Raw genomic sequence first — 25559 nt, 5'->3', positions numbered from 1 at the left:
CCGCGAGACGCGAGGTAAATAGGCGGCGGCCCGCAGGACGGCGACGAAGAATCGGGGCTGTGCGAACCGCGCTGCTGCCCGTACCCCTGGCTCCCGAGATCTCGCTGCACCTGGCCGGGGATCGCGTCGGCTTGTTCGACGCGACCGACGGGGAGTTCCGCAGCGACGTCCCGCCGCCGTTCTGGGCCTTCGTCTGGGCCGGCGGCCAGGCGCTCGCGCGGTACGTGCTCGATCATCCGGAGGTGGTCCGGGGACGGCACGTCCTCGACGCCGCCTCCGGTTCCGGGGTGGCGGCGATCGCAGCGGCCCGGGCCGGCGCCGCGCGGGTCGAAGCCCTCGACCTGGACCCCGCCGCAGCGGCCGCGACGGCCCGCAACGCCGAGGCCAACGGGGTGACCGTGCACGCCCGCGCCGCGGACGTCGGCGACGCCGGGCCGGCGGACGTCATCCTGGCCGGGGACGTCTTCTACACCCGCAGCGTGGCCGACCGGATGACCGCCGGGCTGCGCAGAGCCGCCGCCGAGGGCGCGGCGATCCTGGTTGGCGACCCCGGCCGCGGGTATTTCCCGGAGCGGTTCTTCGTCCGGCGCGCCGAATACACGGTGCCGGTGCCCGCCTCCCTGGAGGAGACGGAGTCGCTGGTGACCGGCGTGTGGGAGATGCGCGCCACACTCACGCTCCGTTAACCGAATAGAAATGCTTTCACCAACCAACCAGTTGTACGCTGCATGCATCTGAGAGGGGTGCAGCGTGACATCGGACGCGACCGGCCGGCTGGCCGACGAACTCATGCGGTTCTTCCGCGTGGGCGCTCGCATCAAGGGCATGCTCAATGCCGGAGATCTCGGCGCCGAGACCTCCGCGCTGATGCTGCTGTTCCCGTTGCGTCACCTCGGCCCCCTGCGGGTCACCGACCTGGCGGAGGTCAAGCACGCGGACCCCTCGACGATCAGCCGCCAGGCGGCCCAGCTCGTCAAGGCCGGGCTCGCCCGCCGCGAGGCCGATCCGGCCGACGGCCGCGCCTCACGCCTGGCCATCACCGAGTCGGGCCACACGGCCTGTGCCCGCCTGCACGAGGCGCGGCACGCGCTGCTCAGCGAGGCGCTGAGCGACTGGCCGGCCGAGCGCGTCGCCGCGTTCGCCGGCCTCTTCGAAGAATTCAACAGCTCCGTCGAGGCGCTCCTGCGCAGCGACCCAGCCGTACCAGCACGGGAGAACGCGTGAGTAACTCGAGCACCACAGCACCGGCGGAGGCCGGTCCGGGGGGCGGCGCCCGAGGCCCGCAGGCCTCCGCGGACTTCACCCACCGGCAGATCATCACGGTCTTGATCGGCTTGATGATGGGCATGTTCCTGGCTGCCCTGGATCAGACGATCATGGCAACGGCGACCCGGACCATCGCCGACGACCTGGACGGCTTCAACCTGCAGGCGTGGGCGACGACGGCGTTCCTCATCACGTCGACCATCTCCACCCCGCTGTACGGCAAGCTGTCCGACATCTACGGGCGGCGGCCGTTCTTCCTCTTCGCGATCGGCGTGTTCATCGTCGGCTCCATGCTCTGCGGCCTCTCCCAGAACATGTACGAGCTGGCCGCGTTCCGCGCCATCCAGGGCGTCGGCGCCGGCGGCCTGATGTCGCTGGCGCTCGCGATCATCGGTGACATCGTGCCGCCCCGCGAGCGCGCCAAGTACCAGGGCTTCTTCCTCGCCGTCTTCGGCACCGCCAGCGTCATCGGCCCGATCCTCGGCGGCTTCTTCGCCGGCGCGGACCGCATCCTGTGGGTCGACGGCTGGCGCTGGGTGTTCTACCTCAACGTGCCGATCGGCATCGCGGCGATGATCGTGGTCGCGCGGGTGCTGCACCTGCCGCACCAGCGCACCGACCACCGCATCGACTGGCCGGGCGCCGTCGCGCTGATCGTCGGCCTCGTGCCGCTGCTGACCGTGGCCGAGCAGGGCCGCGACTGGGGCTGGGACTCCGGGCGTGCCGTCGCCTGCTACGTCATCGGCGCCGTCGGCCTCGTCGCCTTCGTGCTGGCGGAGCGGGCGTACAAGGACGAGGCGCTGCTGCCGCTGCGGCTGTTCCGCAACCGAACGGTGGCGGTCGGCGCGACCTCCAGCACGATCCTGGGCATGGCGATGTTCGGCGGCCTGATGACCGTCCCGCTGTACCTGCAGATCGTCAAGGGCAGCTCGCCCACGGTCGCCGGCCTGCAGATGATCCCGTTCGTGGTCGGCATCATGACCGGCTCGATCGTCGCCGGCCAGCTCATCGCCCGGACCGGCCGCTACCGGATCTTCCCGATCGTCGGCAGCATCCTGATGGCCGCCGCGCTGGCGCTGTTCTCGCTGGTCAGCGCGGACACCCCGCTGTGGCGCACGATGCTGATCATGGTGCTGATGGGCCTCGGCCTGGGCGGCAACATGCAGCCGATGATCACGGCGGTGCAGAACGCGGTCTCCCCGCGCGAGATCGGCGTGGCCACCAGCTCGGTGACGTTCTTCCGCTCGATGGGCGGCACGCTGGGCACCGCGATCTTCCTGTCGGTGCTGTTCAACGTGCTGCCGGGCAAGATCTCCGGGGCGTACGCCGACGCCGGGGTCCAGCTCCCGCCCGGCCAGTCCGGCGGCGGCGACCTCAGCGACACGTCGTTCATCAACAAGCTGCCGGAGGCGCTCGCCCACCCGTTCAAGGTCGGCTTCTCCGACGGCATCCAGGTCGTCTACCTGCTGGCGCTCGCCGTCATGGTGATCGGCCTGATCGTGGTCTTCTTCCTGCCGGAGATCCCGCTCTCGCAGCGCTCGGCGCAGGCACAGCGCGCCGAGGACGCCGCGGCGGCGGCCGCACCCGCCGGCGAGCCGGTTGCCGGCACGGCCCAGGAGGCTCCGGCGGCGCCGGGCCGTTCCTGACGGACGAACCACACAGGGGTACGGGCGCAGCACGCGCTCGTACCCCTGTGGCGTCTCAGGCGTCGGCGTTGCGCGCGGCGGCCGCGATGAGCCGCTCGGCGACGTCCTCCCAGGGCATGCCGAGCCGCTGCGCGGTGTCCCGCAGCACGTCGTACGCCTCCCGCACGCCGCACCCGCGCTGCGCGATGATGACGCCGGCCGCCCGGTCCACGATCGCGCCCTGACTCAGGCCCTCGCGGCGGCACATCTCGCCCAGCAGGATCTCGGCCTGGTTCACCAGGGCCATGGCGGTGAGCAGCCGCTCCGCCCCGACGCCACCCGGCGGGCCGACGAAGAAGCTGACCGAGCCGACCGCCGAACGCTGCACGTCCACCGGGATCGACACGACCCCGTGTACACCCTCCTCACCGGCACATTCGGCGAGCTCGGGCCACCGGGTGTCGCCGGGCAGGTCGTCCACGCTGACGACCGCGCGCGTACGGGCGGCCTCCAGCCCGGGCCCGTCGCCGGACGCGTACTGGACGTCGTCGAGGGCCTGCGCCCGCGGCCCGGAGGCGGCCAGGGTCAGCGGACCACCCTCGCCGATGAGCGCGACCGAGCAGCGCAGCGTGCCCGGCACCGCCGAGGCGGCGAAGACGGCCAGGCGGTCCAGGGCCTGCTTGAGATCGTCGGCGCTGAGCAGGCGCGCCGACAGCTCGTGCAGCAGCCCCGCCACCTCGACCGGGTGCGGCCCGTCCGGCGGCTCATCGCGGCCGGATGCGGGTCTGCCGGCGCCCTCGCGGCCGCCCTTCGCCCGTACGGGCCTGCGGTTCTTACGTCCGCGACGGCCTCGGCGGCGCCGTCCCTCCCCCACCGGCGAATCGGCGGAGGCGACGTCACCGGGTGCGGCGGTACGCGGGGAGCCACTGGGGTCGGACGGCGACGCGACGGAGATCGTGATCTCCGAGGTGTTGACCACCCGCCGCCCGGTGCTCCGTTGCGGGGCAGACATTTGCCCGATATTGCCATGCGTGGCGGCGAACACGAAAGTGGTGTCCTCTATCGGGTGCCGTCCGCGGGCGTAACCGTGCGGTCCGCCGGACGATGTTCCAGGAATGTGCTCGGCGCGCCGTCGGGTACGTGCTCCCGCTCGTCCGACTCGGCGAGGATGGCCTCGGCCTGCAGCTCCGGGTCGGCACTGCCCGCGGCGCGCTCCTCGGGCAGCAGATCGGCGGCGCGCCGCTCGACGCGATCATCACTCATGATCGGGGAGTACCCGGCGAGTCGGGGATCGAAAACAAACGCCGCCCCGGCGAGGCCGGGAGCGGCGGGTGCGCGGACCGGCGGGCCGCGCAGACACACGCGGAGGCCGGGAGCGGCGGGTGCGCGGACCGGCGGGCCGCGCAGACAAACGCCGCCCCCGGCGAGGCCGGGGGCGGCGGACGTAGGTGCCGGTGTGCAGGTCGCCTCGCGGCGAAAGGCTCAACGCGGCTCCAGCCGAACGGTATTCCGCGAAGGCAAAGGGTGAGGCCCGGGGACACTGGGCACACCGACATCTGTCCTCAACCGTCGGCCGCCCCGCCCCATTCCGGCAGGAATTGTGACCTGGACCACACCGTTTGCCGGGCCGCGGACCGGGTAGACGACTGCCGTGAGCGATGAATTCCGCGTGCTGGACGAGTATCTGGACGACGCGTACGCCGCGCAGGAGCGGCTCAGCAGCGCCGACCTGCAGCGCGGGGCCGTGGCAGCCGAGCTGCCGGCGTCCGCGCTGACCCGCATCGACGCCCTGCCCGAGGGCGAGTACGCCCAGGACGAGGCCGCCGAGGCCCTCCGCACTCTCGATGTCTGAGGAGCACTGACATGACCCAGCAGAACGAGCGCCTTCCGGCCTTCGGCAACTCGGAGCTCGACCCGCAGGACCAGCCGGACTTCGCGAACGAGCACGGCGACACCGCGGTCTCGCCCGAGGTGATCGACGACAGCGACAGCGGCGAGCGGGAGAGCCCGCGCGGCTGGTCCGGCATGGAGAAGGACGGCCCGGTGTAGCACCGCGGCACACCCGACCGCGGCCCCGGCATCGACATGCCGGGGCCGTCGTCGTCCGTCTCAGGCCTGTGCGACCGCGCGACCGTTGACTGCGGGTTCCTCGTCGACCTGCGGGTCGCCCTCGGCGGCCTCCTTGGAGATCGAGTACGCCATCTGCAGGAAGTCCGACGCCGCCGTCGCCGTGAAGACCGTGGCGACGAGCCGGGTCAGCCGGGGCGCGAACACCAGGCCGCTCGTGAGCCCGGTCGCCACCCACACCGCGAGGCAGAACGGGCAGCTGATCAGCTCGCCGATCGAGTGCCGGATCGTGCTGCCCTCGTCGCGTACCTCCTCGTTGAGCTCCGCGCTGCCCGCGGGCTCGGCGTAGCGGGTGAAGGGCGCGCGCAGCGGACTGGTGATCGAGTCCTTGGCGATCAGCCGGCTGAGCTTGTGCGTGGCCAGCGAGATCAGCACCACGTCCTGGACGGCCGGGCGCTCCGGCACCTCACGCCCGGTGAGCTTGGCGACCGCCGCGAGGCTGCCGGCGAGCACGCCGAAGGCGCCCATCGTCACCGCGTACCCGTCGAGCGGCCGGTGTTCGTGGGGCGCGTACTGCCGTCGCAGCCGGTCGAGCCGCCCGCGTACCGAGGGGGTCATGCGCGAAGGTCCTCTCAGAAGTCCTGGGTGAGCCGGTGCGGGTCGACCTCGCGGCCGGGGTGGCGGGCGAGGTACTCCGTCTCCAGCTCCGCGGTGCGCCGCAGGTGGTTGGCGAGCGCCGCGTCGGGACCGTGCCGCAGCGTCTGCAGCCGCGTACGGTGCAGGCTGCCGAGCTCTCGGATGAGGTCCTCATCGGCGAGCGCGGCGGGGTCGATCCCGTTCTCGGTGCCGACGGGAGCGTCGACCTCGGAGTCGCTCATGGCTCTCCTCCTTATCGTCGTTGCACGCAACGGGTTGCCCGTGCGCCTGGGCGTCAAACCCGCGCCGGTACGCTCGACGACATGAAAGGGCTGTGGACCCCGGCGTGGATCGCGCGTCACGTGGTCGCGCTGGTCCTCATCACCGGTTTTCTCGGCCTGGGCTGGTGGCAGTTCAGCCGGGCCACCGGCGGCAACACGCTGAGCTGGGGCTACACCTTCGAGTGGCCGGTCTTCGCGGCGTTCGTCGCGTTCATCTGGTTCCGCGAGGTCCAGCAGGAACGCAAGAGCTCCGAGAAGCCCGCCCCGGCGGAGGAGCCGGCGACCCAGGACCCGGCCGCGGTGACCGTACGCCGCCCCGTCCGGGTGCCCGCCTCCACGCCGGCTGTACCCGCGGGCGAGGATCCCGAGCTGGACGCGTACAACGACTACCTGGCCTGGCTGAACGCCCATCCCGGGGCGCGGCCCGGCGACTACCCCGGACGGCAGAGCAAGACTCAGTAAGGACGTGCATCGTGCAGGGAGCCCTCACCCGCTACCGGATCATCGCGTGGATCGTCGGCGTGGTCCTCATCGTGCTCGTGGCGGTGGGCATGCCGCTCAAGTACGCCGGTGACAACGACAGCGTGGTCGCGGCGGTCGGCCCGTTCCACGGCTTCCTCTACATGGTCTATCTGGCCGCCAGCTACGACCTGAGCCGCCGCGCGCGGTGGCCGCTGGGCCGGATGCTGCTCGTGATGCTCGCCGGCACCATTCCATTCCTCTCCTTCTGGGCGGAGCGTACGGTCACCCGCAAATGGGCCGTGCAGCCGATGGACACTCCGGCCGCGATGGCGGAGTAATGAGGACAGTGACGCGCCGCACCCGGTGAATAGCTTTCCGTTATCGGGATCATTCGCATAAATGTGATAATCGGCCCACGTCACTCTTCTGGCTCTTGTTTTCGCCGAGATCGCCGATAAGTTGATGCGGTTGGTCCGGTAGGCAGCCACGACTCGGTGGCACCGGCCAACGCCGCCGAATCTCCGGCGGCGCGCACGGCGAGCCCCTCCCCCGGGCCCGGCGCGGGCGCCACGGTGAACCGGGGAACCACCGAATCAGCATCCGGGGTGAATCCGCGCGAGCGGTAGGGCCTTCTTCCCGCCCGAATCCGTCAGCTAACCCGGTAGGCGGCGCAGCGGAAGAAAGGGCACGTACCGTTGCCACACCCCCGCACGAGGCTCCGCGCCCTGGTGGTCGCCGCCCTCGCGATCGCGATCACCGGCGCCGTCGCGCCGGCCGCGCACGCGGCACCCTCGACGAGTGAGCTCAACAAGAAGATCCAGAAGGCGTCCGACGAGCTCGAGGACGTCGTCGAGTCGTACAACAAGATGAAGCTGAGCCTGAACAAGACGAAGGCGGACGAGAAGAAGCTCGCCGAGTCGATCGGGCCGGCCCGGGAGGCGCTGAAGGTCGCCGGCTCGCAGATGCAGCTGCTGGCCCAGTCCGCGTACAAGACGGGCAAGATCGGCGCCGTCAACGTGGTGCTCGAGGGCAGCAACAACCTGATGGACCGGATGTCCATCCTGGAGCAGCTCTCCCGCAGCCGGCAGCGTGACATCGACACGTACACGGCGACGACGCAGAACTACACCGAGCGCCAGGCCGCCCTCAAGGCCACGCAGGACAAGCAGACCGCCGAGGTGAAGGAACTCGAGGCCCGCAAGAAGAAGATCCAGGCGGACCTCAAGAAGCTGTACGCGATGCGCACCGCCGCATACGGCCGCGCCACCGAACCCGGCTCGAAGTACACCGGCACCGTCCCGTCGGTCTCCGGCAGCGCCGGGGTGGTCGTCCGATTCGCGTTCGCCCAGGTCGGCAAGATGTACGAGTTCGGCGCCGACGGCCTCTCCACCTATGACTGTTCCGGGCTGACCTCCCGCGCCTGGAGTCAGGCCGGCAAGTCACTGCCGCACAACGCGGCGGCCCAGTACAGCGCGACCAAGCGGATCAGCCGATCCCAGCTCGAACCCGGCGACCTGGTGTTCTACCGCAGCCTGGGCCACGTCGCCCTGTACGTCGGCGACGGCAAGATCATCGACGCCTCCCGCGCCGGTGAGCCCGTGAAGCATCGCACGATCGACATCATGACCCCGTACGGCTACGGCCGCGTGACGTGACCTGAGCCGCCGTCCGGCGACACGAAAGAGGGCCGGTACCCCGCACGGGTACCGGCCCTCTTCGCGTTCCGAACGCTGTTACGCGGCCTGCAGGCCCTCGGCGCGGGCCAGCTCGCGGAGCCGGCCGAGCGCCTGGATCTCGAGCTGACGGATGCGCTCGCGGGAGAGCGAGAACCGCGACGCCACCTCGGTCAGCGAGTGCTCGCGGCCGTCCTCGAGGCCGTAGCGGGCGCGCATGATGCCCGCCGACCGGTCGTCGAGGTGGTTGAGCAGGCCTTCGATGCGCTGCCGCTCGAGGGCGGTCAGCACGATCTCCTCGGGCGACGGCGCGTCGCTGTCGGCGACCAGGTCACCGAGGTTGGTGTCGCCGTCGTCGCCCACCGGGGTGTCCAGCGACACGGTGTCCTGGGCCCAGCGGGTCAGCTCGTTCACGCGCTCCACCGTCACGCCCAGCGCGGTCGCGATCTGCTCCGGCTCCGGGTCGGCGCCGAGCTCGCGCACGAGCTGGCGGGTGACGTTGCGCATCCGGTTGACGTCCTCGACGAGGTGCACGGGCAGGCGCACGGTGCGCTCCTGCTGCGCGATCGCCCGGCTGATCGCCTGACGGATCCACCACGTCGCGTACGTCGAGAACTTGTAGCCCCGCTCGTAGTCGAACTTCTCCACGGCGCGGACCAGGCCGGTGTTGCCCTCCTGGATCAGGTCGAGCATCGGCATGCCCGAGCGCACGTACCGGCGTGCGATCGAGACGACCAGGCGGAGGTTGGCGCGGATGAACAGGTCCTTGGCCCGCTCGCCCTCGATGACCAGCCGCTCCAGTTCCTCCCGGCTCACGCCGCGTCGGACGTCACCGTTCTCGAGCAGGTGCTCGGCATAGAGGCCGGCCTCGATTGCCTTGGAGAGGTCGACCTCCCTGGCGGCGTCCAGCAGCGGCGTGCGGGAGATCTCGTGCAGGTAGACGCCGACAAGGTCGCGCTCTTCGGCGACTTCGTCCGTCCGCATCACGGTGTTCTTCTCCACGTTGCCCACGGTCCCCTCATTGCCTTCACTAACCCTGTTACGGGTAATTCCTGCGTCCATCGGCCCTCCCCGTAACGTCCGCAGTTCATGCATTGCGGTGCTGCACCTACACAACAAGTGGCGCACTGCGCTGATTCCGGCTGGTGGGTCGAAAGTGTCACGTATGCCTGAGCGTCACCTGAGAGCCGAGTGGATACTTTCTGAAGAGGCTCTCTGGGTAGGCATTCGGAGCCGCACCCGGCGGTGGATGCGTCCTGTGACGCATACCCGTCGCCTGCTGCAATGACACCATCAGCCCCTCATCCGTCACAGCGACGGGCATCACGGCCAGCCGTGCGATGCTCGTCACTACCCAGTACGGCCGGGCAGCCACTTGGGTTCATGCCCTGCATCGACAGGTTCCCGCCAGGCTTGAAACAAACGCCACGGCAAAGATCCGGCACACTCGTGGCGCCGGACACCCTGTCACCTTGCGGCAGATCCAGCCGCAGATCACTAGCCCGTCCGGGTGACTGTCGGACATTCGGATGATCCGCTGAACCGTCGCCTGCAGTGACAGAAAACACAGCACTACGGTGACGGCATGGTGGAGCGCAGCGCGATTGTGACCGGTGGGACCGGTGGGCTGGGTGGAGCGGTCGCCCGCAGCCTGCTGGACGAGGGATGGCGGGTGGTGGCGCCCGTACGGGCTGGAGGCCTTGAGCGGCTGCCCGAAGGTGCGGTCGGGATCGAGGCGGACGTCACAGTCGCCGAGGACGTCGAACACGCTGTGACGCTCGCCGCTCGGGAGCCGTCCGCGCCGTTGCGGGCCGTGGTGAACCTGGTCGGCGGCTTCGCGATGGGCGGGCTGGTGCACGAGACCCCCGTGGCCGACTTCGAGGCGATTCTGCGGCTGAACCTGCGGCCGACGTACCTGGTGACGGCGGCAGCGCTGCCGCATCTCGTCGCGGCCGGCGGCGGCTCGGTGGTGTGCGTGTCCTCCCGGGCGGCGGTGGCCCCGTTCCCCGGCGCGGCCGGGTACGCGACCGCGAAGGCGGCGGTGCTCGCGTTCGCCGGCGCGGTCGCGGTCGAGTACCGCAAGCAGGGCGTACGGGCGAACACCGTGCTGCCCAGCGTGATCGACACCCCGGCCAACCGCCGCGAGCAGCCGGACGCCGACCATTCCCGCTGGGTCACGCCGGAGGAGATCGCCCGGGTGATCTCGTTCCTCGTGGGGGACGCGTCCGCGCCCACCAGCGGGGCGAGCATCCCGGTCTATGGGCGGGCCTAGAAGACCTCCGCCCACTGCAGGGTGAGCGCGGTGGCCGCGGCGACCAGCGTGGCCACCGTCACCACGAGCGCTCGGGCGTGCGTGACCACCGCAGCGACCGGCCGCGGCGCCCGGAGCCGCTCAGGAGACTTCAGGTGGGCGAGCAGGGCCGCCTGCACCTGTTCCGGGGCGCCGTTCGCGTCGATCACGACGAAGCCGGCGTGCTCGGGCAGCGCCCGGTACGCCGCGGCCGCCGCGCGCAGGTACGACATCTCCTCGTGGTCGTAGCCGCGCCGCTCGATGCGGTCGTACGCCACCTCGGGCGTGACGTCGAGCAGGAACGTCACGTCCGGCTCCGGGAAGATCCGGTACGCCAGGCGGGCCCGGCGTTCGGCCCGGTTGATCCGTTCCGGCCGCGGGTTCTCGGCGTGCGCTCGGATGCTGGCGTACTGGCACACGGCGTAGCGGTCCATGACGGCGGTCTCACGGGTGAGGACCCGGCGCAGCAGGGTGCGCAGGATCGCCAGCCAGCGCAGCACGGACTCGACGAACAGCATCGCCCTGCGGCCCAGCAGCTGCTCCCCGTCACCACGGCCCAGGGCGGTGGCGAGCCGGCCGAACCACCGCCGGCCGCCGGCGTTGCGGCGGTAACGCGCGGGGACACCACGATCGGCGAGGGCCGAGGCCAGCAGGTGCGCCTGAGTCGTCTTGCCGGAGCCGTCGATGCCGACGAGGGCGATGGTGCGGGGACGGCGGCGGAGGGCGGGCGCGGGACGCGGGGCGAGGCCGGGGACCATACCCACCGACGGTAACGGGAGCTGTCACGGACCGTTCCACCCCACCGCGCGGCTGGACCCGTACAAAATGGGTCGTATTGCCGTTGCGCCCGGAGCCCCTCGCGTTACAAGCGCAGGCCGGAGGGGTAGTCGTTCCGACGGGAAAACGGACATCACACCGACACAGGGGGACGCCATGCCGTACCGGGTGGACGAGGGCCTGGTCAACACGCTCAAGCGGGTGGCCGCCGTGCTGAAGCAGGCCGAGATCCCGTTCGCGCTCGGCGGCAGCTTCGCGGTGTACGCGCACGGCGGGCACTCCAGTGACCACGACGTGGACTTCCTGATCCGGGAGCAGGACCGGGAGCGGGCGCTGGCCGAGCTGTCCGCGGTCGGCTTCGAGGTCGAGCAGCCGCCGGAGGACTGGCTGGTCAAGGTCTTCGACGAGGGCCGGATGGTGGACCTCATCTACCGCCCGGTCGAGTCACCGGTGACCGACGAGACGCTGCGCGACACCGTGATGCGCCCGGTCGAGGCGATCAACATGCCGGTGCTCTCGGCCACCCAGTTGATGATCCACAAACTGCTCAGCTACACCCAGCACTACTGCGACTTCGCCACCGGCCTGCCGGTCGCCCGCTCGCTGCGCGAGCAGATCGACTGGGACCGGGTCCGCAAGGAGACCGCGCGGTCGCCGTACGCCGAGGCGTTCCTGATGCTGCTGGACCGCCTCGAGGTGGTCCCGGAGCCCGGTGCGCACCTGACCGTGGGGGGATGAGATGGCACAGCTCGACGAGTACGTGGAGGCGGAGATCCAGCGCCTCCTCACCGAGAACGGCGCGGTCGCCGAGCAGGGCATCACCCTGCAGCGCCGGGACCACCTGCTGGTCCTCGGCGGCGAGGTGGAGAGCGCACAGCGCCGCGACGAGATCTGCCGGCAGATCACCACCCGGTTCCCCGAGGTGGAGATCGCCTGCGACATCGGCATCGTGCGCGCCGCGGCGCCCAGCGAGGTGGAGGAGATTTCATGATCCGGATCGCCGCCGTGGGCGACGTCCACGTGGACAAGGACGTGCTCGGCCGCTACCGGCCGGCGCTGGAGCAGCTGCCGGACGTCGCCGACGTGCTGCTGATCGCCGGCGACCTCACCCGGCACGGCACGGTCGACGAGGCCAAGTGCATGGCGCAGGAGTTCGGAGGGCTGGCCGTACCGGTGGTCGTCGTGCTCGGCAACCACGACCACCAGAGCGACCAGGAGCTGCAGGTCATGGACGTGCTCCGGGACGCCGGGATGACGGTGCTGGAGGGCGAGGGGACGGTGCTCACGCTCAACGGGCACCGGCTCGGGGTCGCCGGCGCCAAGGGCTTCGGCGGCGGGTTCGCCGGGGCGTGCGCGAGCTCCTTCGGCGAACGCGAGATGAAGAACTTCGTGGGCACCACCGAGGCGATCGCGGACAAGCTCGGCGCCGCGCTGCGCGGGCTGGAGTGCGACGCGCTGGTGGCGCTCACGCACTACGCGCCCGTACCGGAGACGCTGACCGGGGAGCCGCTGGAGATCTATCCGTTCCTGGGGTCGTACCTGCTGGGTCAGGCGATCGACTCGGCGCCCACGGCGCTGGCCCTGCACGGGCACGCGCACCACGGTTCCGAGCGGGGGCGTACGCCCGGCGGCGTGCCGGTGCGCAACGTCGCGCATCCCGTCATCAAGCAGGCGTACAACGTGTACCAGCTGCTGTCCGAGGAGGCCGGGGCCGGGCTCGTCAACGCCTGAGCGGCGTACCGTCTCGCGCGAGACCCCGTCATCCCCAGGTGGGTGACGGGGTCTCGCTCGTTCGTGGACATTTCCCGGCGCCGGCGGCCGGATCACAGGTTTTCGATTTCGCGCGGTCGGGTACGAGCTGTGCATGGCTTTCTTGCTCTGGATTCTCGCAGTCGTACTGGTGGTCGCCGGCATCCTCGCGCTGTTCCGGCGGCAGATCCTCTGGGGCGTCGTGCTGATCGTCGTCGGTCTCCTCGTGGGGCCCGGTGGCGTCAGCATCTTCAACGTCTAGCCCACATCCCCCCGGCAGTTACCTGACCGGTCTCCTACGACCGCACCGGGGCTGCCGTATCGCTACCTCTCGCAGGCAGCGATACGGTGGCCCCGGTTCTCTATGTAGTGACCCGCACACGAGGTGCGATGTCCTAGATCGGACTTCTGGCTGAATCCTCAGCGAATCGATCCCCCCGATCCTCGCGAGGTGTCCGGCTGTGGCCGAGGTCCATCACTTCACCTACGGTGCGTTCAATCCCGTCGCCTCCTACCTGGTGGCCGTCCTCGGCTCGTTCCTCGGACTGCTCTCCACCGGACGGGCACGCAGCGCCCGGTCCCGCGGACGGCGCAACCGCTGGCTGATCATCGGCTCCTTCTCGATCGGCGGCGCCATCTGGCTGATGCACTTCACCGCGATGCTCGGCTTCGATGTGCCGCAGAGCCCGGTGCGGTACAGCCCCGGCATGACGATGATCAGCCTCGGACTCGCCGTGGTGGCGGTCGGCGCCGGGCTGATGGCCGTCGGGCACGGCCGGCGCAGCCTTCCCCGGGTCGTCGTGGCCGGCGTGCTGACCGGCGCCGGCGTGCTGGCGATGCACTACACGGGCATGGCCGCCATGCACCTGTCCGGCACCATCCACTACAACCTGCCGCTGGTGATCGCGTCGGCGTTGATCGCCGTCGTGGCGTCGACGGCGGCGCTGTGGTTCACCGTGTCGGTCCGCGGCCTGCTGCCCATGGTCGGCGCGGCAGCCATCATGGGAGTCGCGGTCTGCGGCATGCACTACACCGGCATGGCCGCGATGTCCGTGGAGCTCAGCAACCCGGTGCGCACCGGGCTCACCGGCCTGCGGCCGCTGCTGATGATCGTGCCGCTCACGCTGCTCAGCGCCGCGACGATCCTCGGCGTCGCGCTCAGCGCGCTGCAGGCGATGACCGAGGAGGAGTTCACCGACGGCGCCGGCATCCCGAAGCGGGGCGTGCACGCCGAGAATCCCCACCCGTGGTCGCTCAAGCAGGCGTCGCTGTCGGCGGGCCGGCGGACGTCCGGCAACCGGCCGTCGCCGCGTCCCGTGCCGCCCCGGCCCGCCACCACGGTCACGGATGAGCCACTGATCGACGCCCGATCCTGATCACGGGCGCGCGCGGCGGCCCGGTCCGGTATACCTGTTCGGCATGGCGCCAAGGATGCTGCTGTCGATGCCGCTGCACGCGATCACCGAGGTGTACGGCGAGGCGGGCCTGCGGGACAGGTTCCGGCTGGAGCTGCAGGCGCTCCCGCCCGCCGACCGGCAGCAGCTGGAGGAGGCGCTGGAGCTCGCCTCGCGCCTGCACGCCGACGACCGGCGGGTGCGGGAGCCGTACCTGAATCATCTGTTGCGGGTCGCGATCCGGATCCTGCGCTACTACGGGATCCGGGACGTCGACGTCCTGACCGCCGCCCTGCTGCACGACGCGGTCGAGGACCATCCCGCCGAGCTGGCCGGCCTGCCCGCCGGCCTGGGGCACCGGGAGCTGACCGACGCGGCCATCGCCGAGCTGGCCCGGCGGTTCAACCCGCGGGTCGCCGAGCTGGTCCGCTCGGTCACCAACCCCGAGTACGACCCGGAACGCGACCGGCACGAGCAGTACCGGGCCCACGTGGCGGACAGCCTCGACCGCGACCCGTGGGCCCGGGTGATCAAGGTGAGCGACTTCACCGACAACGGCGTGGGCGTCATCCACACCACGTACGACAAGGCGCGCAGCTCGGCGATCAAGTACCGCCCGCTGGTGCCGAAGCTGCGCGAGCTCATCGGGCGCCCGGACACCCCGCTGTCGGTGACCGCCAAGGACCACATCCTCGATCAGCTGGACCTCGCGGAGGAGCGGTTCGCCGCGATCCTCGACGGATAGCCTGGGGGCATGCCCTCCCCCACTGACTGGTGGCGCAGCGCCGTCATCTACCAGATCTATCCGCGCTCCTTCGCCGACGGCAACGGCGACGGCATGGGCGACCTGCCCGGCCTCACCGCGCGGCTGAGCGGCCTGCGTGACCTGGGCGTGGACGCCGTGTGGCTGTCCCCGTTCTATCCCTCTCCGCAGCACGACGCCGGCTACGACGTGGCCGATTACCGCTCGGTGGACCCGCGCTTCGGCGACCTCGGCGACGCCGACAAGATGATCGCCGAGGCGAAGGCGCTCGGCCTGCGGGTCATCGTCGACCTCGTGCCCAACCACACGTCGAACGAGCACGCCTGGTTCCGCGCGGCGCTGCAGGCCGCGCCCGGCGGCCCGGAGCGGGAACGCTACGTGTTCCGCGACGGCCGCGGCGCCGACGGCAGCGAGCCGCCGAACGACTGGCAGAGCGTCTTCGGCGGTCCCGCGTGGCAGCGGGTGGCCGACGGCCAGTGGTACCTGCACCTGTTCGACGTCTCCCAGCCCGACCTCAACTGGGGCAACCCGGAGGTGCGGGCCGAGTTCGCGGACATCCTGCGGTTCTGGCTGGACCGCGGGGTGGACGGCTTCCGGGTCGACGTCGCCCACGGCCTCATCAAGGAGGCCACGCTCAGCGACTACCAGTACGCCGGGGAGATCCTCGGCGGCATGGCCCCGGAAGGCGCCCCGCCCCCGCCGATGTGGGACCAGGACGGGGTGCACGAGGTCTACCGGGAATGGCGGGCGGTGCTGGACGCGTACGAGGGTGAGCGGATCCTCGTCGCGGAGGCGTGGGTGCAGCCCGCCGACCGGCTCGCCCGGTACGTCCGCCCGGACGAGATGCACCAGGCGTTCAACTTCGAGTACCTCGACACGCCCTGGATCGCGGAGCGGCTGCGCAAGGTCATCGACTCGACCACCGCCGCGAACGCCGCCGTCGGAGCGCCCACGACCTGGGTGCTGTCCAACCACGACGTCGTGCGGCACGCCACCCGGCTCGGCTACCCGGTCGGTGAGCGCCGCCGGCCCGGCATCGGCGCCGACGACCCGCAGCCGGACGCGCCGCTGGGGCTGCGCCGGGCGCGGGCCGCCTCGCTGCAGATGCTGGGGCTGCCCGGGTCGGCGTACCTGTATCAGGGCGAGGAATTGGGGCTTCCCGAGCACACGACGATGCCCGACGAGTACCGGCAGGACCCGGCGTGGGAGCGGTCCGGGCACGCCGAGCGCGGCCGGGACGGGTGCCGGGTGCCGATCCCGTGGGAGGCCGACGCGCCGTCGTACGGCTTCGGCCCCACGGACGCCAGCTGGCTGCCGCAACCGTCGTCCTGGGCGGAGTACGCGCTCGACCGCCAGCGCGACGTGCCGGGCTCGACGTACGAGCTGTACCGCTCGGCGCTGCGCCTGCGCCGCGAGCACCACCTCGGCGACGGCTCGCTCGAGTGGCTGGAGAGCGGGCCCGACGTGCTGGCGTTCCGCAACGGCGGCGTGCTGGTGGTGACGAACTTCGGTGATTCGCCGGCCGAGCTGCCGGCCGGCGCGGAGGTGCTGCTGACCAGCGAGCCGCTGACCGGCGACGGCCGGGTGCCGCAGGACGTCACGGTCTGGGCGCGCGGATAGCCTCCTGCTCGTGGTCCGCGTAGGTGGCCAGGGCCGCATGGGTGTCCGCCATGTCCCTGGCCACCGTCCGGCTGGCCAGCCAGTACATGACGCCGGTCGGGATGAAGAAGAACTGGAACGCGGCCAGCCCCACGGCGTAGTTCAGCGGGGGCGGGAAGGCGCCGGAGAGGCTGCGGAACGCGACCCCCACGAGCGCGTTCCCGCCGGCGCGGCCCACCCCGTTGACCAGGTTGCCGAGGCTGTAGACGGTGCCGCGGTGCTCCGGCGGGTTGACGTCGGCGATGAGGGCGTACCAGTTCGGCGAGTTCGCCGAGGTCAGCGCGAGCGCGAAGATCGCCGTGGCGAGGCTCAGGCCCACCGACGGCTCGGTCACGACGTCGGCGAGGATCGCCCGGATGACCGCACCCGTGCTGCCGCCGTCCGGCACGTCGATGCGGAACGGCACGAAATACAGCACGACATAGAACGGTACGGCCGCGAGCACGCCGACCGCCGCGACGAGGGCGCGGCCTCTGGGCGTACGCCGCTGCAACCTGTCTCCGGCCAGCCCGCCGAGGATCGACAGCGCGCCGCCGGCCTGGAACAGGGTGGCGAACACACTGCCCACCACGATCGCGGTCGCCGTGGAGTAGCCCTGGGCCTCGGCCCGGGCGCGGAACAGCACCGGCAGCCACACCAGCGAGCCGAACGCCACCTGCGCGGAGAAGCCCTGCAGGATCAGCCAGACGTTCGTACGCCGGGCGAGGATCTTCGGCAGGTCGTCGTGGTGGATGCGCTCGTCGTACTCGACCTCGGCCAGCTCCGGCTCGCTGTCGCCGCGCGGGACGTCGTACGTGAGCAGATAGGCGATGCCCGCGATCACGCCGGCGGCGGAGACCACCAGGAACGGCCGCCGCCAGTCGGCGGAGCCGAGCAGCCCGCCGACCATCGTCCCGGCCAGCGTGCCGACGCCCTGGGACAGCCCCCAGAAGCTCATCGCGAGGCCCCGGCGCCGCGGCGAGATCAGATCGCTGACCACGGCGAAGCTGACGCTGGCCACCCCGCCCAGGCCGATCGAGGCGAGCACCTGCGACAGCAGGAACGACGGGTAACTGCCGGCCAGCCCCGACCACGCGGTGCCGACCACCCAGATCGCGGTGCCGAGCAGGAGGATCGGCTTGCGGTCGGTGCGGTCACCCGCGTACGCGAACCCGACCGCCGCCACCGCGCTGAACAGGAACATGACCGTGGTGGCCAGCGCGATGTGGCCCTCGCCCACCCCCAGGTCGGCGCCGATGCTGCCGTACAGGGGTGGGACGAGGCCGATGGCGACGTTGTCGAGCGAGGCGAGGACGACGAAGACGACCACGCTGTAGGCGCGGTGCGCCGGGCCGCCCTTGCTCACGCGCCAAAGGTTAGCGGGCGCCCCGGTCGACGACCCTGTCACGGGCGGCCGCGTACTGCTCGCGGATCAGGGGCACGCTCGTGTCCTCGTACACCTCGGGGGTTTCCGCGGTCCATGTGGGCGGGAGGTCGCCGCCCGCGAGGACCCACGCGGCCTGCCGGGCGGCGCCGTCGGCGACGTACTCGCCGGGCGGCGGGACGAGGACCGGCAGCCCGAACAGCGCGGGTGCGATGCGCCGGACGGCCTCGCTGCGCGCGCCGCCGCCCACGAGCACGATCCGGTTGGCGGTGGCGCCCTGCTGGATCAGCGCGTCGAGCCCGTCGGCGAGGGCGCACAGCATGCCCTCGACCGCCGCGCGTGCCAGGTGCGCCGGGTCGGACGTGCGCAGCGTCAGGCCGTGGACGGCCCCGGTCGCGTTCGGCCGGTTGGGGGTGCGCTCCCCTTCCAGGTACGGGATGAGCACCAGCCCGTCGGCCCCCGCGGGCGCGGACAGCGCGAGCCGGGACAGCTCCGCGTGGTCGACGCCGAGCAGCTTGGTGGCGGCGTCGAGGACCCGGGCGGCGTTGAGCGTCACCACGATCGGCAGGAAGCGCCCGGTGGTGTCGGCGAACCCGGCGACCGTCCCGCTCGGGTCGTCCGGCGCGACGTCGGAGGAGACGAAGACCGTGCCCGACGTACCGATGGACACGACCACGTCTCCCGGCAGCGCGCCGGCGCCGAGCCCCGCGGCCGCGTTGTCCCCGGCGCCCGGCCCGAGCGGGGCGCCGTTGGGCAGGTGCCCGGCGATGCCGGTGGGGCCGAGCACCTCGGGAACGAGGATGCGCCGGCCGAAGCCGAGCTCGAGCAGGTCCGGCCGGTATTCGTTGGTCGCCGCGGACCAGTAGAGGGTGCCGCTGGCGTCGCTGCGGTCGGTCCGCAGCGTGCCGAGGCCGCGGGCGCCCGACAGCTTCCAGGTCAGCCAGTCGTGCGGCAGGCAGACCGCCGCCACGCGGGCCGCGTTCTCCGGCTCGTTGCGGGCGAGCCAGCGCAGCTTGGTGAGGGTGAAGCTGGCGACCGGGACGATGCCGACCGCGTCCACCCAGGCCCGCCGGCCCGCGTCGCCGCCGCCGAGGTCCTCGATGAGGTCGGCGGCCGCGCCGGCGCTGCGGGTGTCGTTCCACAGCAGCGCCGGGCGGACCACCTCGCCGTTCTCGTCGAGCACGACCATGCCGTGCTGCTGCCCGGCCACCGAGGCGGCGGCGACGTCGTCGAGGCCGCCCGCCTCCTCGATGGCCTGCTGCAGCGCCGACCACCAGGCGTCGGGATGGACCTCCGTGCCGTCGGGATGGCTCGCCCGGCCCTCCCGGACCAGCTTTCCCGTCTCCGCGTCGCGGATGACGACCTTGCAGGACTGCGTGGAGCTGTCGATCCCGGCGACCAGTGTCATGCCCTCATCCTCTCCCGGTCCGCTTGCTTGATCAGCGTGCGCGGAGCACGTGGTCGATGGCGAGCTGGTGCAGCTTCACGAAGTGGTAGCCCTGGGCGCCGGCCGCGTCGACGTCGTACTCCTCGAAGGCGCTCTTGTCGTTGAGCAGGTCCTGGTAGGTCTCGCCGTCGGCGAGCGTGGGCTGCGACAGCTCCAGCACCTTCGACTCGGCCAGCGCGGCCTGCACCTCCGGGTCGGCCCGGAACGCCTGCGCCCGCTCCTTGAGCAGCAGGTACATGCGCATGTTGGCCTTGGCCGACTCCCACACGCCCGCGTAGTCCTCGGTGCGCGACGGCTTGTAGTCGAAGTGCCGGGGGCCGTCGTAGGCGGGGCCGCCGCCGGGCGAGCCGTGCTCGAGCAGGTCCACCGTGGCGAATGCGCTGAGCAGGTCGCCGTGGCCGAACACGAGGTCCTGGTCGAACTTGGGGCCGTGCTGGCCGTTCAGGTCGATGTGGAAGAGCTTGCCGTGCCACAGCGCCTGGGCGATGCCCTGGGTGAAGTTGAGGTTCGACATCTGCTCGTGGCCGACCTCGGGGTTGATGCCGAACAGCTCGGGACGCTCGAGGTCCTTGATGAACGCGATGGCGTGCCCGGCGGTGGGCAGCAGAATGTCGCCGCGGGGCTCGTTCGGCTTCGGCTCGATGGCGAAGCGCAGGCCGTAGCCCTTGTCCTCGGAGTACTGCGCGAGGAGGTTGAGGCCCTCGCGGTAACGGTCGAGGGCGGCGTGGATGTCCTTGGCGGCGTCGTACTCGGCGCCCTCCCGGCCGCCCCAGAGCACGAGGGTCTTGGCGCCCAGCTCGGCGGCGAGGTCCATGTTGCGCAGGACCTTGCGCAGCGCGTACCGGCGGACGGTGCGGTCGTTGCTGGTGAAGCCGCCGTCCTTGAACACCGGGTGGGTGAACAGGTTGGTGGTCACCATCGGCACGATCATGCCGGTCTCGTCGAGCGCCTTCTTGAAGTTGGCGATGATCCCGTCGCGGGTGTGCGCGTCGGAGCCGAACGGCACCAGGTCGTCGTCGTGGAAGGTGATGCCGTACGCCCCGAGCTCGGAGAGCTTGTGCACCGCCTCGACCGGGTCGAGCGGGGCGCGGGTGGCCTCGCCGAACGGGTCGCGGGCCGTCCAGCCGACCGTCCAGAGGCCGAAGGAGAACTTGTCATCGCGCGTGGGTTGGACCGACACGGTTACCTCCACGTAACAGCACGGATTTGTTTATTGGTTGAATTATTTGAGCGCGGTGTGGCATTGTCAAGGGCGTGACGGCCCGGCTCATGACTGCCTCCAGCGCCCCCGTCCGGCAAGCGAGCGTTCGCGCCCATAATCTCGCGCTGGTGCTGCAAACCGTGGCGAACAGCACAGATCCGATATCTCGGGCCGCCGTCGCCGCCGCGACCGGACTGACCCGCGCCACGGTCTCCGCGCTGGTCGACGACCTCATCGCCGGGTCGCTGCTGACCGAGGTCGACCCGGCGCCCCGCAACGGCGCCGGGCGGCCGGCGGCGGGCCTGCGGACCACGCCCGACGGCCCGGCCGGGCTCGGGCTGGAGATCAACGTCGACTACCGCGCGGCGTGCGTCGTGGACCTCACCGGCGCCGTCCGGCACCGCCTCGTCGAGCCGGGCGACCAGCGTCCCGTCGACACCGCCACCGCGCTGGCGGGCCTCGCCCGGCTCGCCCGCCGGGCCCGTGACCTGGCCGAGGGAGAAGGACTCACCCTCGCCGGGGCCGCGCTGGCGGTCCCCGGCCTGGTCGCCGCCGACGGCATCGTCCGGGTCGCGCCCAACCTCGGCTGGCAGGACGTCACCGTCGGCGACCTCGTGGACGGCCTGCCCGTCACCGTGGACAACGAGGCGAACCTGGCCGCGCTCAGCGAGCTCGGCAGCGGCGGCCTTCCACCGAGCTTCGTCTACATCTCCGGCGAGATCGGCATCGGCGCGGGCATCGTGCTCGACGGCGCGCTGTTCCGGGGCGTACGCGGCTGGAGCGGCGAGATCGGGCACATCGCCATCGACCCCGACGGTCCCGCCTGCCGGTGCGGCGCGCGCGGCTGCCTCGAGCAGTACGCCGGCCAGGAGGCGATGCTGCGCACGGCCGGCGTCGCCGCGGTGACGGACCTGGCCGGCGCCGACCTGACCGTCGCGGGGCGCGCGCTCGGCACGGCGATCGCCACGGTCGTGAACCTGCTGGACGTCGACACGGTGGTGCTCGGCGGCATCTACGCGCCGCTGCTCCCCCGGCTGCGCGACGCGATCGCCGGGGAGATCGAACGGCGGGTGCTCACCGCCGACTGGTCTCCGGTCACCCTGCGGGCCGCCACGTTCGGGCCGGACGCGGCGATGCGGGGCGCGGCGGGCGCGGTGATCCGTACGGTGCTCGACGACCCCGCCGGGTGGCTGGCGCGCTCCCGGGCCGGCCGTTAAGCCGTGCGGGCCTGGTTGCCGTCCGTCTCCGCGGCCGCTGCCGCGCTGAACTCCGCGAGCCCCCTGATCAACGCCGAGCGGCCCGCCGGGCTCATGCGGTCGAGCACCTCGGCCAGGATCTCCCGCCGGGTGGCGCGCAGGTCGTGCAGCAACTGCCGGGAGGACGGCGTCAGGAACAGCGCGATCTCGCGGCGGTCGGCGCGGCCCGGCACCCGCTCCACCATGCCGGAAGCGACGAGACGGTCGCAGAGCCGGCTCGCCGACGAGAGGATCATCTTGAGCTGGCCGGCCAGCCCCCGCAGGTTGATGCCCTCTTCGCGCTCGACCACCAGCAGCGCGTTCAGCTGTGGCCAGGAGACCCGGGGCGTGGCCCGCTCCCGGGCGGCGTCCCAGGCGGCCAGCAGGGCAGGCGCGGCGTCATCGACCGCCGCGGCGAGGTGTGGCCCTTCCGGCCCATGGTATTCGGCCATGGTGCAGCAGAGACTACCCGTACGGTGCTCGCTGTCGAGGGGGTGGAAACCGTGTCGGAGCGGCTGACCGCCGTACGCCGGGCCTTGGCCGACGCGCCCGCCGACCGCGTCGTGGAGTGCCTGGCCGAGGCGCTGGCCAAGGAGTACGCCGTCGCCGACCTGGACGTGCTCCTCGTCGACTACCGGCTGTCCGCCCTCATCCCGCTGCTCACCGGGCCGCCGGTCAACCGGCCCGGGGATCCCGCGTGGCGCTGCTTCGACCACCAGAGCGAGGTCGGCGCGGGGCAGGTCACGTACCTGCCGGTGACCGCGCGCGGGGAACGGATGGGCGTGCTGAGATTCACCCCCCGGCCGCCGTCTGAGGTGGAGCGCGCCGAGCTGGCCGAGATCGCCACCCTGCTCGGGCACGAGCTGCAGGCGGCCTCCGCGGGAACCGACCGGTACACGGTGGCGGCTCGGGCCCAGCGGCTCACGCTCGCCGCCGAGATGCAGTGGGAGCTGTTGCCGGGACGCAGCCGGGTCGGGCCAGGCTTCAGCCTCGCGGGTCAGCTCGAGCCGGCGTACGGCATCCGCGGCGACGGCTTCGACTGGGCCGAGCACGACGGGCGGCTGTCCGTGACCGTGCTCAACGGCATGGGCGACGGCATGACGGCAGCGCTGCTCACGGCGCTGACCGTGCACGCCCTGCGCAACGCCCGCCGCGCCGGGCTCGGCCTCGCCGACCAGGCGGCGCTCGCCGACCAGGCCGTCTTCGCCCAGCACCGCGGCGGCTCGCACGTCGAGGCGCTGCTGCTCGGGCTGGACCTGGAGACCGGCGAGGTGGAGGTCGTCGACGCCGGTTCGCCGCGGATGATGGTGCTGCGCGCCGGGGAGGTCGTGGAGCAACGGCTGGAGTCGCAGTTCCCACTCGGCATGTTCGAGACCTCGGACTACGAGACGCAGACGTTCCGGCTGCAGGCCGGCGACCGCCTCTTCATCGTCAGCGACGGCGTGTCGGACGCGCTCGGGCACTCCGGGCGGTACGGCGACGCGGCCCTGCACCGGTTCGTGCGGCGTACCGGCGGCCAGGCGGCGCTGCAGGCCGTACGGTCGCTGCTCGGGGATCTGCGGGCGTTCGTCAGCTCGGACCTGGAGGACGACGCGGTGGCCGTCTGCCTGGACTGGACCCCCTCCGGAAACTGAGAAGCCGCCCGGATCCAGCGGATCCGGGCGGCCTCCCTGCCGTCGTGGCGGCCGGCGTCAGCGAGCGCCGTCGGCCGTCGGCGTCAGTGGGCGCCGTCGGCCGTCGGCGTCAGCGGGCGCCGTCGGCCGTCGGCGTCAACGGGCGCCGGCGGGCCTCAGCGTCAACGGGCGCCGGACCGGGACGAGATGGCCTCGAGGAAGATGTCGGAGATCTTCGCCGGGTCGGGGGCGATGAACACGCCGCCCGCGTTGGTGGCGTTCGTGATCGCCTCGAGCTCGTTGCGGTCGACGCCGGTGCCGATACCGATGATCACCATGCGGACCGGCCGCTTGGGGTCGGCGGTCTTCTTCAGCTCGTTGATCAGCGTCTGACGGGTGATGCCGTCCTTGTTCTCGTTCACGCCGTCGGTGAAGAGCAGGACCGAGTTGACCCGGCCCGCCTGCCACGTGTCCTGCACGGACTTGTACGCGGCCAGCGCGGTGTCGTACAGGCCGGTGTCACCGCCGTCCTTCGGCACGATCTTCGAGATCGAGGCCTGCAGCTGGCTGCGGCCGGAGGTGAGCGGCGTGATCGGCACGATCTGCTTGTACGGCTTCTTCCCGTCCATCTCGGTCGAGAAGATCCACGTGCCGACGGCCCACTGGTCGTCGAAGAGCGCGAGGCCCTGCGAGGCGGCCCGGCGGGTCACCTCCGCCCGGCTGAGGTTGCCGGCGGTCGGCACCTTCGTCTTCATCGAGCCGGACACGTCGAAGACCGCGAGCGCACGACCGGGCAGCGTGATGGCCGCCCAGCTGCCGAGCGCCTGGTTGATCGAACCGGCGTCGAGGCCCGCCGCGGCGGTGCCCTGGGTGCCGTTCGGGGTGCCGGTGGCGGCCGGGGTGGCCTTCGGCGCGCCGATCGGCGAGGCGAAGCCCGCACCGACCGTGCCGTCGGGAGCGCGCAGACCCACCTTGGCCAGCTCGTCCTTGAAACTCTGCTGCTGCAGCGCCTCGCGCAGGCCGGTCGCGGCCGCCGACTTGGTCAGGTCGACCTCGGGCATGACCGCGAACGGGTAGTCGAGCGACGGCGGCTGCGGGTTCAGGTAGAGCGCGGCGAGCGGCACGACCGGCTTCTCCGCGTTGTACGCGACGACGTCCTCCTCGGACAGCGGCGCGGCGCTGACCGCGCTCGCCAGGTCGGCGGCGTCGGTGGAGCGCGGGAACTTCTGCATGAGGTCGTCGCGCAGCGAGGAGCTGCCCGCGGCGAGCGCGCGCAGCGCGGCCACCTGCTGGGCCTTGGCCTCCGGGCCGCCGCCGGCGGAGCTGCCGAGCGCGAGCAGGCCGGCCAGGCCCGCGGCGTCGCGGGTCGGGTTGACGATGCCCGTGCGCAGCGAGTTGCCGGTGGTCATCCGCTTGAGCAGGTCACCCCAGCCCAGCTTGCGATCGGGCCACCCGACGCTCTGCGCGACCGGCTCCGGCATGGCGACGACGACCGGGCTGGTGGCGATCGACTTGCCGTCGGTGGGCACGAAGCCCGACGCCTCCGAGCGCAGGCGCATCAGCCAGGTGGTCGAGTCGGCGATCCAGACGTCCGGGATCGTGCCCGACTTGCTGGCCGCGCCGAGCCCGGTCAGCGTGACGCCGTGCTTGAGCGCGATGGTGGACGCCATCGCGGCCGGGTTGACCCCGGTGACCGTGACGGCGACGCAGGTGCCGTTGACCTCGGCACCCTTCGAGGACCACTGCTGGGCTGCCCGGTCGACGGCGGGCGCTATCTCCGTCGCCGCGGCGACGTTCAGCCTGATCTGACCGGAGCAGTCGTTGTCGGCGAGTTGCTGGTATCCGAGCCAGGACCCGACGAGGACGACCACGATCGCCATCGCGGATGCGACGACGCCGGCTCCCCTGAGATTGAAGTTTCTGCGATGGCGGCCTGACACGCGCTCCATACTGCGCATCGCGAGACCCGAATGCCATATACGTTCGGACGAAAGTTACTCGGATTGGAAATTCCGCATACTTATTTCACCGTAGGTGATGGAGTCATCTCTTTGCGTG

At 71.6% G+C, this 25559-nt stretch carries 29 protein-coding genes and 1 riboswitch; of the genes, 18 read left to right on the top strand and 11 right to left on the bottom strand.

The features are described 5' to 3' along the window. The first annotated feature begins 59 nt into the window (after nt 1-59). The 3 genes from AB0K03_RS24775 to AB0K03_RS24765 all read left to right on the top strand — a co-directional run bounded on the left by AB0K03_RS24775 (nt 60) and on the right by AB0K03_RS24765 (nt 2912). On the top strand, nt 60-686 hold the full coding sequence (locus AB0K03_RS24775; RefSeq protein WP_364688743.1) for a 50S ribosomal protein L11 methyltransferase: 627 nt from the start codon (nt 60-62) through the stop codon (nt 684-686). Nucleotides 687-750: 64 nt separating this feature from the next. Further along, on the top strand, nt 751-1224 hold the full coding sequence (locus AB0K03_RS24770) for a MarR family transcriptional regulator (protein ID WP_364688740.1): 474 nt from the start codon (nt 751-753) through the stop codon (nt 1222-1224). Beyond that, nucleotides 1221-2912, top strand: a complete 1692-nt coding sequence (locus AB0K03_RS24765; RefSeq protein WP_364688737.1) for an MDR family MFS transporter — start codon at nt 1221-1223, stop codon at nt 2910-2912. The genes AB0K03_RS24770 and AB0K03_RS24765 overlap by 4 nt, the downstream gene beginning before the upstream one ends. 55 nt (nt 2913-2967) lie before the next feature. Here the strand turns inward: AB0K03_RS24765 and AB0K03_RS24760 are convergent, their stop codons facing one another. Together AB0K03_RS24760 and AB0K03_RS24755 are read right to left on the bottom strand one after the other, a co-directional pair. Continuing rightward, on the bottom strand, nt 2968-3903 hold the full coding sequence (locus tag AB0K03_RS24760) for a GAF and ANTAR domain-containing protein (RefSeq protein ID WP_364688734.1): 936 nt from the start codon (nt 3901-3903) through the stop codon (nt 2968-2970). A 47-nt stretch (nt 3904-3950) separates the two neighbouring features. Next, nucleotides 3951-4154 carry a hypothetical protein gene (locus tag AB0K03_RS24755; RefSeq protein ID WP_364688731.1) on the bottom strand — a complete coding sequence of 68 codons (204 nt, stop codon included), beginning with the start codon at nt 4152-4154 and terminating at the stop codon, nt 3951-3953. A 388-nt stretch (nt 4155-4542) separates the two neighbouring features. Here AB0K03_RS24755 and AB0K03_RS24750 point away from each other — a divergent pair, with 388 nt between their 5' ends. Then, the gene (locus AB0K03_RS24750; RefSeq protein WP_364688729.1) at nt 4543-4743 is read left to right on the top strand and encodes a hypothetical protein; all 201 of its coding nucleotides are present in this window, start codon (nt 4543-4545) and stop codon (nt 4741-4743) included. 11 nt (nt 4744-4754) lie between these two features. After that, a complete protein-coding gene (locus AB0K03_RS24745) occupies nt 4755-4940 on the top strand; it encodes a hypothetical protein (RefSeq protein ID WP_364688726.1) in 186 nt (61 codons plus the stop codon). Nucleotides 4941-5000: 60 nt separating this feature from the next. Here the strand turns inward: AB0K03_RS24745 and AB0K03_RS24740 are convergent, their stop codons facing one another. Together AB0K03_RS24740 and AB0K03_RS24735 are read right to left on the bottom strand one after the other, a co-directional pair. Then, a complete protein-coding gene (locus tag AB0K03_RS24740) occupies nt 5001-5576 on the bottom strand; it encodes a DUF1360 domain-containing protein (RefSeq protein WP_364688724.1) in 576 nt (191 codons plus the stop codon). Between the two features lie 14 nt (nt 5577-5590). Continuing rightward, complete coding sequence (locus AB0K03_RS24735; protein ID WP_364688721.1) at nt 5591-5836, bottom strand: DUF6158 family protein; 246 nt, start codon at nt 5834-5836, stop codon at nt 5591-5593. An 81-nt stretch (nt 5837-5917) separates the two neighbouring features. On the opposite strand from AB0K03_RS24735, the gene AB0K03_RS24730 reads away from it, so the two are divergent. From AB0K03_RS24730 to AB0K03_RS24720, 3 genes are all read left to right on the top strand, one after another. After that, nucleotides 5918-6337, top strand: a complete 420-nt coding sequence (locus AB0K03_RS24730) for a hypothetical protein (protein WP_364688718.1) — start codon at nt 5918-5920, stop codon at nt 6335-6337. 11 nt (nt 6338-6348) lie between these two features. After that, nucleotides 6349-6675, top strand: coding sequence for a DUF3817 domain-containing protein (locus AB0K03_RS24725; protein ID WP_364688716.1), 327 nt, complete (start codon nt 6349-6351; stop codon nt 6673-6675). A 217-nt stretch (nt 6676-6892) separates the two neighbouring features. Then, nucleotides 6893-7020: riboswitch (cyclic di-AMP (ydaO/yuaA leader) on the top strand. Between the two features lie 45 nt (nt 7021-7065). Further along, the gene (locus AB0K03_RS24720; protein ID WP_364688713.1) at nt 7066-7992 is read left to right on the top strand and encodes an NlpC/P60 family protein; all 927 of its coding nucleotides are present in this window, start codon (nt 7066-7068) and stop codon (nt 7990-7992) included. A 78-nt stretch (nt 7993-8070) separates the two neighbouring features. On the opposite strand, the gene AB0K03_RS24715 is transcribed toward AB0K03_RS24720, so the two are convergent. Further along, nucleotides 8071-9072 (bottom strand): sigma-70 family RNA polymerase sigma factor, encoded by a 1002-nt coding sequence (locus tag AB0K03_RS24715; protein WP_364688710.1) that lies wholly within the window; start codon nt 9070-9072, stop codon nt 8071-8073. Nucleotides 9073-9595: 523 nt separating this feature from the next. Between AB0K03_RS24715 and AB0K03_RS24710 the strand changes: the two genes are divergently transcribed. Then, nucleotides 9596-10282, top strand: a complete 687-nt coding sequence (locus AB0K03_RS24710) for an SDR family NAD(P)-dependent oxidoreductase (RefSeq protein WP_364688708.1) — start codon at nt 9596-9598, stop codon at nt 10280-10282. Here the strand turns inward: AB0K03_RS24710 and AB0K03_RS24705 are convergent. Then, the gene (locus AB0K03_RS24705) at nt 10279-11058 is read right to left on the bottom strand and encodes a thymidylate kinase (RefSeq protein ID WP_364688705.1); all 780 of its coding nucleotides are present in this window, start codon (nt 11056-11058) and stop codon (nt 10279-10281) included. The genes AB0K03_RS24710 and AB0K03_RS24705 overlap by 4 nt on opposite strands. A 175-nt stretch (nt 11059-11233) precedes the next feature. Here AB0K03_RS24705 and AB0K03_RS24700 point away from each other — a divergent pair, with 175 nt between their 5' ends. From AB0K03_RS24700 to AB0K03_RS24670, 7 genes are all read left to right on the top strand, one after another. Then, nucleotides 11234-11815 carry a nucleotidyltransferase gene (locus tag AB0K03_RS24700; protein WP_199515429.1) on the top strand — a complete coding sequence of 194 codons (582 nt, stop codon included), beginning with the start codon at nt 11234-11236 and terminating at the stop codon, nt 11813-11815. A 1-nt stretch (nt 11816) separates the two neighbouring features. Continuing rightward, nucleotides 11817-12068 (top strand): hypothetical protein, encoded by a 252-nt coding sequence (locus AB0K03_RS24695; RefSeq protein WP_199515428.1) that lies wholly within the window; start codon nt 11817-11819, stop codon nt 12066-12068. After that, nucleotides 12065-12808, top strand: a complete 744-nt coding sequence (locus AB0K03_RS24690) for a metallophosphoesterase (RefSeq protein WP_364688702.1) — start codon at nt 12065-12067, stop codon at nt 12806-12808. The genes AB0K03_RS24695 and AB0K03_RS24690 overlap by 4 nt, the downstream gene beginning before the upstream one ends. Before the next feature lie 133 nt (nt 12809-12941). Continuing rightward, a complete protein-coding gene (locus tag AB0K03_RS24685) occupies nt 12942-13088 on the top strand; it encodes a GPGG-motif small membrane protein (RefSeq protein WP_199515426.1) in 147 nt (48 codons plus the stop codon). A gap of 199 nt (nt 13089-13287) precedes the next feature. Beyond that, nucleotides 13288-14202 (top strand): MHYT domain-containing protein, encoded by a 915-nt coding sequence (locus AB0K03_RS24680; protein ID WP_364688698.1) that lies wholly within the window; start codon nt 13288-13290, stop codon nt 14200-14202. Between the two features lie 43 nt (nt 14203-14245). Further along, nucleotides 14246-14965, top strand: coding sequence for an HD domain-containing protein (locus AB0K03_RS24675; RefSeq protein WP_364688695.1), 720 nt, complete (start codon nt 14246-14248; stop codon nt 14963-14965). Nucleotides 14966-14974: 9 nt separating this feature from the next. Next, a complete protein-coding gene (locus tag AB0K03_RS24670) occupies nt 14975-16603 on the top strand; it encodes a glycoside hydrolase family 13 protein (protein ID WP_364688692.1) in 1629 nt (542 codons plus the stop codon). Here AB0K03_RS24670 and AB0K03_RS24665 read toward each other — a convergent pair. The 3 genes from AB0K03_RS24665 to xylA are packed head-to-tail and all read right to left on the bottom strand — an operon-like array spanning nt 16581 to nt 20632. Continuing rightward, complete coding sequence (locus tag AB0K03_RS24665; protein WP_364688689.1) at nt 16581-17987, bottom strand: MFS transporter; 1407 nt, start codon at nt 17985-17987, stop codon at nt 16581-16583. The two genes, AB0K03_RS24670 and AB0K03_RS24665, sit on opposite strands and share 23 nt — an antisense overlap. A 10-nt stretch (nt 17988-17997) precedes the next feature. Beyond that, nucleotides 17998-19413: a xylulokinase gene (gene xylB / locus AB0K03_RS24660; protein WP_364688686.1), complete on the bottom strand. Its 1416-nt coding sequence runs from the start codon at nt 19411-19413 to the stop codon at nt 17998-18000. Nucleotides 19414-19444: 31 nt separating this feature from the next. After that, entirely contained in the window at nt 19445-20632 is a 1188-nt protein-coding gene (gene xylA, locus AB0K03_RS24655; RefSeq protein ID WP_364688683.1) for a xylose isomerase, read from the bottom strand. A gap of 89 nt (nt 20633-20721) precedes the next feature. Between xylA and AB0K03_RS24650 the strand changes: the two genes are divergently transcribed. Next, nucleotides 20722-21870 carry an ROK family protein gene (locus tag AB0K03_RS24650; RefSeq protein ID WP_364688828.1) on the top strand — a complete coding sequence of 383 codons (1149 nt, stop codon included), beginning with the start codon at nt 20722-20724 and terminating at the stop codon, nt 21868-21870. Here AB0K03_RS24650 and AB0K03_RS24645 read toward each other — a convergent pair. Further along, a complete protein-coding gene (locus AB0K03_RS24645; RefSeq protein ID WP_364688680.1) occupies nt 21867-22340 on the bottom strand; it encodes a MarR family transcriptional regulator in 474 nt (157 codons plus the stop codon). The genes AB0K03_RS24650 and AB0K03_RS24645 overlap by 4 nt on opposite strands. A gap of 51 nt (nt 22341-22391) precedes the next feature. Here AB0K03_RS24645 and AB0K03_RS24640 point away from each other — a divergent pair, with 51 nt between their 5' ends. Continuing rightward, complete coding sequence (locus AB0K03_RS24640; protein WP_364688678.1) at nt 22392-23522, top strand: PP2C family protein-serine/threonine phosphatase; 1131 nt, start codon at nt 22392-22394, stop codon at nt 23520-23522. A gap of 161 nt (nt 23523-23683) precedes the next feature. Here the strand turns inward: AB0K03_RS24640 and AB0K03_RS24635 are convergent, their stop codons facing one another. Further along, the gene (locus AB0K03_RS24635; RefSeq protein WP_364688675.1) at nt 23684-25381 is read right to left on the bottom strand and encodes a VWA domain-containing protein; all 1698 of its coding nucleotides are present in this window, start codon (nt 25379-25381) and stop codon (nt 23684-23686) included. Nucleotides 25382-25559: the final 178 nt, after the last annotated feature.

It is taken from the genome of Actinoplanes sp. NPDC049316, assembly GCF_040677315.1.
GTDB lineage: Bacteria > Actinomycetota > Actinomycetes > Mycobacteriales > Micromonosporaceae > Actinoplanes.
This window is presented reverse-complemented; position numbering and strand designations above follow the sequence as displayed.

What these genes read in the sequence shown, in the direction of transcription:
- AB0K03_RS24700 (WP_199515429.1), top strand. Translation starts at nt 11,234, where the DNA reads ATGCCGTACCGGGTGGACGAGGGCCTGGTCAACACGCTCAAGCGGGTG.
- AB0K03_RS24645 (WP_364688680.1), bottom strand. Translation starts at nt 22,340, where the DNA reads ATGGCCGAATACCATGGGCCGGAAGGGCCACACCTCGCCGCGGCGGTC.
- AB0K03_RS24715 (WP_364688710.1), bottom strand. Translation starts at nt 9,072, where the DNA reads ATGGACGCAGGAATTACCCGTAACAGGGTTAGTGAAGGCAATGAGGGG.
- AB0K03_RS24685 (WP_199515426.1), top strand. Translation starts at nt 12,942, where the DNA reads ATGGCTTTCTTGCTCTGGATTCTCGCAGTCGTACTGGTGGTCGCCGGC.
- AB0K03_RS24690 (WP_364688702.1), top strand. Translation starts at nt 12,065, where the DNA reads ATGATCCGGATCGCCGCCGTGGGCGACGTCCACGTGGACAAGGACGTG.
- AB0K03_RS24710 (WP_364688708.1), top strand. Translation starts at nt 9,596, where the DNA reads ATGGTGGAGCGCAGCGCGATTGTGACCGGTGGGACCGGTGGGCTGGGT.
- AB0K03_RS24675 (WP_364688695.1), top strand. Translation starts at nt 14,246, where the DNA reads ATGGCGCCAAGGATGCTGCTGTCGATGCCGCTGCACGCGATCACCGAG.
- AB0K03_RS24755 (WP_364688731.1), bottom strand. Translation starts at nt 4,154, where the DNA reads ATGAGTGATGATCGCGTCGAGCGGCGCGCCGCCGATCTGCTGCCCGAG.
- AB0K03_RS24670 (WP_364688692.1), top strand. Translation starts at nt 14,975, where the DNA reads ATGCCCTCCCCCACTGACTGGTGGCGCAGCGCCGTCATCTACCAGATC.
- AB0K03_RS24635 (WP_364688675.1), bottom strand. Translation starts at nt 25,381, where the DNA reads ATGGCGATCGTGGTCGTCCTCGTCGGGTCCTGGCTCGGATACCAGCAA.
- AB0K03_RS24650 (WP_364688828.1), top strand. Translation starts at nt 20,722, where the DNA reads ATGACTGCCTCCAGCGCCCCCGTCCGGCAAGCGAGCGTTCGCGCCCAT.
- AB0K03_RS24730 (WP_364688718.1), top strand. Translation starts at nt 5,918, where the DNA reads ATGAAAGGGCTGTGGACCCCGGCGTGGATCGCGCGTCACGTGGTCGCG.
- AB0K03_RS24740 (WP_364688724.1), bottom strand. Translation starts at nt 5,576, where the DNA reads ATGACCCCCTCGGTACGCGGGCGGCTCGACCGGCTGCGACGGCAGTAC.
- AB0K03_RS24695 (WP_199515428.1), top strand. Translation starts at nt 11,817, where the DNA reads ATGGCACAGCTCGACGAGTACGTGGAGGCGGAGATCCAGCGCCTCCTC.
- AB0K03_RS24760 (WP_364688734.1), bottom strand. Translation starts at nt 3,903, where the DNA reads ATGTCTGCCCCGCAACGGAGCACCGGGCGGCGGGTGGTCAACACCTCG.
- AB0K03_RS24735 (WP_364688721.1), bottom strand. Translation starts at nt 5,836, where the DNA reads ATGAGCGACTCCGAGGTCGACGCTCCCGTCGGCACCGAGAACGGGATC.
- AB0K03_RS24745 (WP_364688726.1), top strand. Translation starts at nt 4,755, where the DNA reads ATGACCCAGCAGAACGAGCGCCTTCCGGCCTTCGGCAACTCGGAGCTC.
- AB0K03_RS24705 (WP_364688705.1), bottom strand. Translation starts at nt 11,058, where the DNA reads ATGGTCCCCGGCCTCGCCCCGCGTCCCGCGCCCGCCCTCCGCCGCCGT.
- xylB (WP_364688686.1), bottom strand. Translation starts at nt 19,413, where the DNA reads ATGACACTGGTCGCCGGGATCGACAGCTCCACGCAGTCCTGCAAGGTC.